Here is a 7743-nt window from a genome sequence, read left to right as displayed (position 1 = left end):
ATCCGGATCGACCATCAGCCGGCAAAGGCGAAGCGTCTTCCCATTCCGCTTGCAAGCGATCGCCCCAACGAGTCGTTCCCCTTGAAAATAGCCGAAAAAGCGCTCGCCGCATCGTTGCAGAGAAGCGATCGTATCGTGAAGCGGCGGGAGCGCCGTGCTGCCGATGATCTGCGCCTCGATCGTATACGCGCGCCGCTGTAGGTGCAGCACCTTAACGGCCGTTTCGTCGTCTGCTATGTGAAGTTCCGCAATCATGCTCCTCTCCCTTTCGATGGCGAAAAAGCGGCCGAGCCCGGCCGCTTATCATGAATGAATCACTTCCTCCATCGCCTCTTGCAGCGAATGAAAGCCTTTTTTCTCCCGACCGTCTTTTCGAACGGTCCATTCCTGCTTCTCAAGCGCCAGTTCACCGCGTTCGTTTTTTACAAACGGCATGTGAATGGTGATCATCTCATCGTCTTTGTTGATCGTATAGCCGACATAATAGCGATTGCCTTCACCATGCTCTTCAAAAATGCCGACTTGGTCGAGTCCATAGGCTTCCATCATCGGCTCGAGCGTGTCGATGAACTCCTCGATCACGACGCTTCTTGGCGCAAATTCCATGGTTTTTCCTCCTCTTGCCTAGTCATCAAGTGTAGTTTGCGGCAAGCCGAGGAAACTCATGAGTGGAAATGACCGACTTATGACGAAGGCCCATTGCAAGCCGTGCGGTTGTACTCCTCAAGCCATTGCTGCAACTTTTCCGCTTCGAGCGAGCGGCTGAAGTAAAACCCTTGTGCATAGTCGCAATGCATTTGCGAAAGAAGCGCCACTTGCGATTCACTCTCCACCCCTTCGGCCAATACTTCAATATCCAGGCTTTTTGCTAAATGAATGATCGTATCAACAATCGTTGCATCTTTCGAGTTTTCCGCAATGCCTTCAATGAAACTGCGGTCGATTTTCAACAGCGACACTGGCAAATTGCGGATGTAAGCCAATGATGAAAAACCGGTTCCAAAGTCATCGATCGCCGCCTGCACACCGAGACGTTGCAATTCGGTTAAAATGTGCTGCCCTGTTTCGATGTTTTCCATCAGTCCGCTTTCGGTCACTTCCAAAATGAGCCGATCGGGCGAAAGCCCCGTCTCCCGCAAAATGCGCTTCACATGCTCGATGAGCTCCGGACGATTGAGCAAAAACGGCGACAAGTTGACTGCGAGCTTGAGGCCCGGAAATTTTCTTTCCCACTCTTTCACTTGACGGGACGCCTGTTCCAACACCCATAATGTAATTTCAAAAATAAACCCGCTTTCCTCCGCCAACGGAATGAAATCGAGCGGCGGAATTTCACCGAGCGACGGATGACGCCAGCGCAAAAGCGCCTCAACCCCCATCGCCTTTCCTTTAGCAAGTTGCACTTTCGGCTGATAGCATAAATACAACTGCCCGCGCATAATGGCAAACGGCAAATCTTGCTCGATCACCGCATGCCGATGCTCGGTCGGCCGGTAAAAGGCATAGCCGTTCCGCCCCCGCTCTTTCACTTCGTACAACGCTTGATCGGCATATTTCATCACTTGCTCGATCCGATCGCTGTCTTTCGGGAAAAAAGCGATGCCGATCGACAATGTTGATTGAATCAGCTGTTTTTCGTAATAAAACGGCTCGTGAAACGAACTGACAAGCTGTTCCGCCAAGGCGGTCATCTCTGTTTTCGTTATGTTCGGCAGCAAGAGAACAAACTCATCACCGCCGATGCGGGCAAAAAAGTCGCCGGGACGCAACGCCCGCTCGACGCGCTTGACCGCCTCGCGCAAAAAGTAATCGCCGGCTTGATGGGAAAAATGATCGTTGATCCATTTGAATTTGTCAAAATCCAAATAACAAAGAGCAAACGGCGTCTGACTCGCGATCAGCTCATGAATATGCCGCTCGAAATAGCTGCGGTTGGCGATGCCCGTGAGCGAATCGAAATAGGCAAGTTGGCGCAGCTTTTCTTCGTACCGCTTCCGCTCGCTGATGTTTTTCACGGTCACAATGACGCAATCGAGCGTCCCCGCTTCATCGATGATCGCCTTCCCTTGCGCCTCCATCCAAACCCATTCGCCTTTCTCGCCTTGCTTGCGAAATTCGGCGGATTGCGTCTCGTATGTATCGTACAGCTCAGCCAATTTTTGTGCCACGACCGGGGCGTCATCAGGGTGGACAAATGTCAGCACCTCTTCGTATGACACTGGAAGGCGCTTGTTTGTTTTTCGCTTCCATGACGGCGGAATGTATGACAACTCACGATTGGGAGAAAAAATCAACACGTAATCGTTCGAATGCTCAACAATCAGCTGCAGACGCCGTTCCGCTTCGGCAAGCCGCGCTTGCAGGCCGCTCTCCTCCGCTTGGCGGCGAAGAACGCATAAGACGGCGGCCGTCTGTCCGTTTTCACCGATGATCGGCGACACGCCTGCAACCAATAAGCCGTCAAGCAACTCCCAGCGAAAGGCAGCCGGGCGCTGTTTCACCCGTTCAACCAACGCCCGTCCTTCGACGGACAGCGTCCTCTGTTCTTCTTCACTCAGCGCCAAGCCGGCAAAAGCCGGATTGTTGTAAATGATCACGCCTTGCAAATTCAAGATGACCACTGCTTCTGTGAAGTGATGGAAAAAGGCCGTATATTTGTCCATGCAATTGCTACCTCGCCGTTTCACCAAAATAAGCGATGTCCACACTTCCATTTTCACGAAAATCACGGCAAAAATCAACAAATTTCGCAAACATTTTGTCAAAAATATGGAACTGCCCACCGGCGGCCTTCCGGTCACCCGGTTTGCCGCTGGCGGGCGCGAGTGGGACACGTTTGGCAGCACGTCCCTCCTTTTGTGTGCACGTACAGGCAGCACGTCGTCCGCTGCATGCCGCTTGCTCCTTTAAAAAAGCGGCGAAGTGGGTTGTCTTTTTGTCCAAACAACCGGCCGTCGGCTTCATGAATAAGGAAGCGGAAATCATCGCGCAGCCGGTCGGCGACCGGGGCAAGCGACTCATCCTCAAGCCAACGTTCATATACCCAATACACGTAAATCGCGACATTTTCCCATAAGACGAGCGGCGATATGCGCGTCAGACGCCGCAACCGAGCGATGAGCGGAGCGAACAAGCCGGCGANCACGTCGCGAACGACTTGCTCGCGCCAGCGGCTGCGCTCAATGCCGCACGCCTCCGCTTCCGGCGGCTCAAAGCGAAACCGCGGCATCCACATCTCCCCTTCGCCGTCCGTGTCAAGCCAAATTCGTCCAGGATCGAGCACAAGCCGCTTGTTCCATACCGACATGGCGTATAGCGCCATCGGTGCCAAAAAGCTTAATCGTTTGACGAGCATCGACGCCGCAACGGCGTCATTTGCCGCTCCCATCTCGGTGCGGACGTGCGCGACATACTTCGCGAGCTGCCCGTCGTCATGAAGCAGCCAAGCAAACAACATCGACGACGAGACATCAGCCGCCCCGCTTGAAAAACGGTACGTTTCCAACGTTTTCATTTCGTCTTCACGCAGTCTCATCACGATACGCCTTCTTTCTGTAAAATTCGCCGTCCTTTCCCATACGGAATGCAAAGCGGGGTGCCAAAGATCGGATCGTACGTGATTTGGCAATCCATTTGGAACACATCTTTCACGAGCTGGCGGGAAATGACGTCTTCCGGCTTTCCTTCGGCATACACCGTTTTATCGCGAATGGCGACGAGATGATGGGCGTAACGGCACGCTAAATTCAAATCGTGAAGCACCATGACGATCGTCCGCCGTTCTTTTTCATTCAGCTCAAACAATAAATCTAAAATGTCAATTTGATGCGCGAGATCCAAATACGTCGTCGGCTCGTCAAGCAAAATGATGTCTGTTTCTTGCGCTAATGTCATGGCGATCCATGCGCGTTGGCGCTGTCCGCCGGAAAGCGAATCGACCGGCCGCTCGGCGAATTCGGCGAGTCCAGTTGCCTCTAGGGCCCGCACAACCGCCCGCTCATCTTCGTCACTCCATTGCTTGAACCACGTTTGATACGGGTAGCGCCCTTGCTTCACAAGTTGCAACACGGTCAGTCCTTCCGGAGCCATAGGCGACTGCGGCAAAATGGCGAGCCGGCGGGCGATTTCTTTTGTCGGCTGTTTGGCGATTTCTTTTCCATCCAGCAGCACAGCGCCGCTTGTTGGTTTTAGCAGCCGGGCCAAGGCGCGCAGCAACGTCGACTTGCCGCAGCCGTTCGCGCCGATGAACACCGTGATTTTTCCTTTTGGAATCGTCAAGTCTAAACGGTCAATAACGATCGCCTCGCCATAGGATAGCGTCAACTCTTTCGCCTGCAACCCATGCATGCGCATCCCTCCTTATAATTTCCGACTTCGGTACAATAAATAAATGAAATACGGTGCTCCAATCGCCGCGGTAAACACTCCAGCCGGAATTTCCGTCGGCGCCAAAAGCAGCCGCCCAGCCAAATCCGCCCCCATGACGAACACACCGCCTAACAGCGCAGCGGTCGGAAGAAGAGCGCCAAACGCCGAACCGACAAGGCGGCGCGCCATATGCGGCGCCATCAGCCCGACAAAGCCGATGCCGCCGGCGAAAGCGACCGCGCCGCCGGTGAGCGCGGTGCTAAGCAAAACAAGTCCTAGCCGTTGCCGTTCGACCGCGCCGCCAAGCCCAATCGCCAGCTCATCGCCCAGCTCCTGCACATTGACATGCCGCGCGGCCAATATCGCCACAAGGAGCAGTCCGATGACCCATGGCGCCATGAGCGAAACGTGCTGCCAAGAAGCTCCATACACACTGCCCGTAATCCACACGTTTGCCTGGCTCGCCCGATAGATGGGTCCTGTGATCATCAACAGTGTCGTCAACGCCTGCATGAGCGCAGAAACGCCGATGCCGACAAGCACGAGCCGAAGCGGGGCGAGGCCGTTTTTCCACGCCAGCATATACACGAGCCAAGCAGCGGCCGCTGCGCCGAGAAAGGCGGCAAGCGGCAGCCAGTGGATGCTGACGGTCAAAGAGTTGTTTTCATCGCTAAACAGCGCCAAAAAGCCAACGACCGCGGCCGCCGCTCCGCCGGTGATGCCGAGCACATCCGGCGAAGCGAGCGGATTGCGCACCATTCCTTGCAAAATGGCACCCGCGGCAGCCAGCGCCATTCCGGCCAACCAAGCGACAAGCACACGCGGCAGGCGGAACGTCACAATCACCGTCTGATGAATTTCCTCTCCGTATCCGAACAGCGCGGCAGCGGCCTCAAGCGGGGACATGCGCATTTCGCCGCTGCCAATGCTGATCAGGAAAAGTAAGACGGCCGCTGCTATGAGCGCGGCGAGCACCGCAACAGCTTTTTTGTCATAGAAAAACGAGATGTGTTTTCCCATTCGGACCGTGATGTATTTTTTCATTTTGCGGCGATCCCCCTGCGGGCAATGTAGATGAAAAATGGAACGCCGAGCAAGGCGGTGACGATGCCGACCGGCACTTCGCGCGGCATCAGAACGTAGCGCGCCCCAATATCGGCCATAAGAAGCAAAATCCCGCCAAGCAAGGCGCAATACGGAAGCAGCCAGCGGTGGTCGACGCCGGCCAGCGCCCGCGCCATATGCGGCACCATGATGCCGATAAAGCCGATCGGACCGGCAACAGCGACCGAACCGCCGGCGAGCAGGACAACTAAGAGAGCGGCGGCCGCTTTAATGAAGGTTGTCCGCTGCCCGAGCCCTTTCGCTACATCGTCTCCCATCATTAAGATGTTGACATGGCGCGCCAGCAGCATGGACCCAAGCCAGGCGGCGGCCAAATACGGAAAGACGGCTGCCAACAGCTCGAGCTTCCGGCCGGCGACCGACCCGGCCAGCCAAAAGAGCACTTCTTCAAGCGCTTTTTCATTCATCGCCAGCATCCCTTGCGTCAGCGAGGCAAATAAAGCCGCGACCGCCGTGCCGGCAAGCGTCATTTTGAGCGGCGTCAGCCCGTCTTTCCCCGCGGCGCTGATCACAAACACGATCAACGCCGCCATCGCCGCCCCCATAAATGCGACCCAAGACAACATTTGCAATGAAGAAATGGAAAAAAAGGTGACCATCACAACAATCAAAAAACCGGCCCCGGCGTTAATGCCGAAAATGCCTGGCGAAGCGAGCGGGTTTCGCGTCAGCGCTTGCATGAGCGCTCCGGCCATCGCCAAGCTGGCGCCAACGGCAGCCGCAATCAACGCTCGCGGCAGCCGAACCGTCGCCACGACTAAATGGGCATTCGATCCATCATTGTCGATGAGAGCCGCCACCGCCTGCCGCCAACTCGTATCGGTATATCCGCAAACGATGCTCATCCACATGGCGGCAAGCAGCACAATCAGCAAACCGATGAGGCCAACCATTTTTTGACGGTTTGTCACCAGCATCTCTGAGATCTCCCTTGCTTCATTTTCTATATCTCTATCGTCAAGTCTATTTGATAATGACTCTCATCGTCAATATTTTTCACCATCTTTTCTGTGAAAATCCATAAAATTTACTCATGGATGTTTTATGATATTCTCATGATTTTTTCATTTTTTATTGACAATGATTATCGCTGTTATTTATGATATTAGCGTAAATGAAACTCATTATCAACAATAAAGGGGGATTTCACTGTGAAACGGAAACATCTCACTCTTCTGTCCGCCTTCATCCTTTCCCTCCTGCTTCTTGCCGGCTGCGGCGGAAAACAGGAAGAAACGGCCAAACCGAAGGACAGCAATCAATCGAAAGAAGCAAGCTACGCAGTCGAACACGCCATGGGCACGGCCGAAATCAAAGGCACGCCCAAACGGGTTGTTGTATTGACAAACGAAGGAACAGAAGCGTTGCTGGCGCTAGGCATAAAGCCGGTCGGCGCCGTCAAATCGTGGACGGGCGATCCGTGGTACGACCATATTAAAGACAAAATGGACGGCGTCAAAGAGCTCGGTTTGGAATCAGAGCCGAACGTCGAAGCGATCGCCGCCTTGAAACCAGATTTGATTATCGGCAACAAACTGCGTCATGAAAAAATTTATGAACAGTTGAACCAAATCGCCCCGACCGTGTTCTCAGAAACGCTGCGCGGCAACTGGAAAGACAACTTTATGCTCTATGCGAAAGCCGTAAACCAAGAGGCAAAAGGGAAACAAGTCATTGCAGAATATGACAAACGCATTGAAGACTTAAAAGCAAAACTCGGTGACAAGCTGAAGATGAAAGTATCCATCGTCCGCTTTATGGCCGGCGACGTGCGCATTTACCATAAAGACTCGTTCTCCGGCGTCATTTTGGATCAACTTGGCTTCGCCCGCCCGGAATCGCAAAACGTAAACGACTTTGCGGAAACCGGCGTGACGAGAGAACGCATTCCAGCAATGGATGGCGACATCCTGTTCTACTTTACATATGAGACGGGGGACGGCAAAGCGAGCGAACTTGAAAAAGAATGGATCAACGACCCGCTCTTTCAAAACTTAAATGTCGCTAAACAAGGAAAAGTATACAAAGTGAGCGACACGATTTGGAACACGGCTGGCGGTGTGCTCGCGGCTCATTTGATGTTGGATGATATTGAGAAATATTTCTTGCAAAGGCAATAATCGCCCGCTAACGAAAGGCAGAAGCGGTCAGCTGCTTCTGCCTTTTTCCTCTTCCATCATTCCTGCCCTGTGGCTCGTCTCGACGCTAACTTCATTTCCCAAGGGCAAAAATATATAGATGCAATTTAAA

The 7743-nt window shown here is 53.7% G+C and carries 6 protein-coding genes and 3 pseudogenes; 1 reads left to right on the top strand and 8 read right to left on the bottom strand.

The window, feature by feature from the left end; translation table 11 throughout:
• From VU18_RS06385 to VU18_RS06355, 8 genes and pseudogenes are all read right to left on the bottom strand, one after another.
• A pseudogene (locus VU18_RS06385) lies at positions 1 to 255 on the bottom strand (GNAT family N-acetyltransferase); the annotation flags it as partial.
• A 48-nt stretch (positions 256 to 303) separates the two neighbouring features.
• Positions 304 to 606, bottom strand: coding sequence for a DUF5634 family protein (locus VU18_RS06380; RefSeq protein ID WP_013145569.1), 303 nt, complete (start codon positions 604 to 606; stop codon positions 304 to 306).
• Between the two features lie 77 nt (positions 607 to 683).
• Entirely contained in the window at positions 684 to 2663 is a 1980-nt protein-coding gene (locus VU18_RS06375; protein WP_025039196.1) for a bifunctional diguanylate cyclase/phosphodiesterase, read from the bottom strand.
• Between the two features lie 134 nt (positions 2664 to 2797).
• Positions 2798 to 3141: pseudogene (locus VU18_RS19520) on the bottom strand (IucA/IucC family C-terminal-domain containing protein); the annotation flags it as partial.
• A gap of 1 nt (position 3142) precedes the next feature.
• Positions 3143 to 3535 (bottom strand): annotated as a pseudogene (locus VU18_RS19515) (iron reductase); the annotation flags it as partial.
• Positions 3535 to 4347, bottom strand: coding sequence for an ABC transporter ATP-binding protein (locus VU18_RS06365; protein ID WP_011230957.1), 813 nt, complete (start codon positions 4345 to 4347; stop codon positions 3535 to 3537). The gene VU18_RS06365 and the pseudogene VU18_RS19515, both read right to left, overlap by 1 nt.
• A 12-nt stretch (positions 4348 to 4359) precedes the next feature.
• Entirely contained in the window at positions 4360 to 5412 is a 1053-nt protein-coding gene (locus tag VU18_RS06360) for an iron ABC transporter permease (protein ID WP_014195636.1), read from the bottom strand.
• Positions 5409 to 6410, bottom strand: a complete 1002-nt coding sequence (locus VU18_RS06355) for an iron ABC transporter permease (RefSeq protein WP_014195635.1) — start codon at positions 6408 to 6410, stop codon at positions 5409 to 5411. The genes VU18_RS06360 and VU18_RS06355 overlap by 4 nt, the downstream gene beginning before the upstream one ends.
• Before the next feature lie 234 nt (positions 6411 to 6644).
• Between VU18_RS06355 and VU18_RS06350 the strand changes: the two genes are divergently transcribed.
• On the top strand, positions 6645 to 7613 hold the full coding sequence (locus VU18_RS06350; protein ID WP_021322063.1) for an ABC transporter substrate-binding protein: 969 nt from the start codon (positions 6645 to 6647) through the stop codon (positions 7611 to 7613).
• The last annotated feature ends 130 nt before the right edge of the window (positions 7614 to 7743 follow it).

The sequence above is a fragment of the Geobacillus sp. ZGt-1 genome, assembly GCF_001026865.1.
Lineage (GTDB): Bacteria > Bacillota > Bacilli > Bacillales > Anoxybacillaceae > Geobacillus > Geobacillus thermoleovorans.
This window is presented reverse-complemented; position numbering and strand designations above follow the sequence as displayed.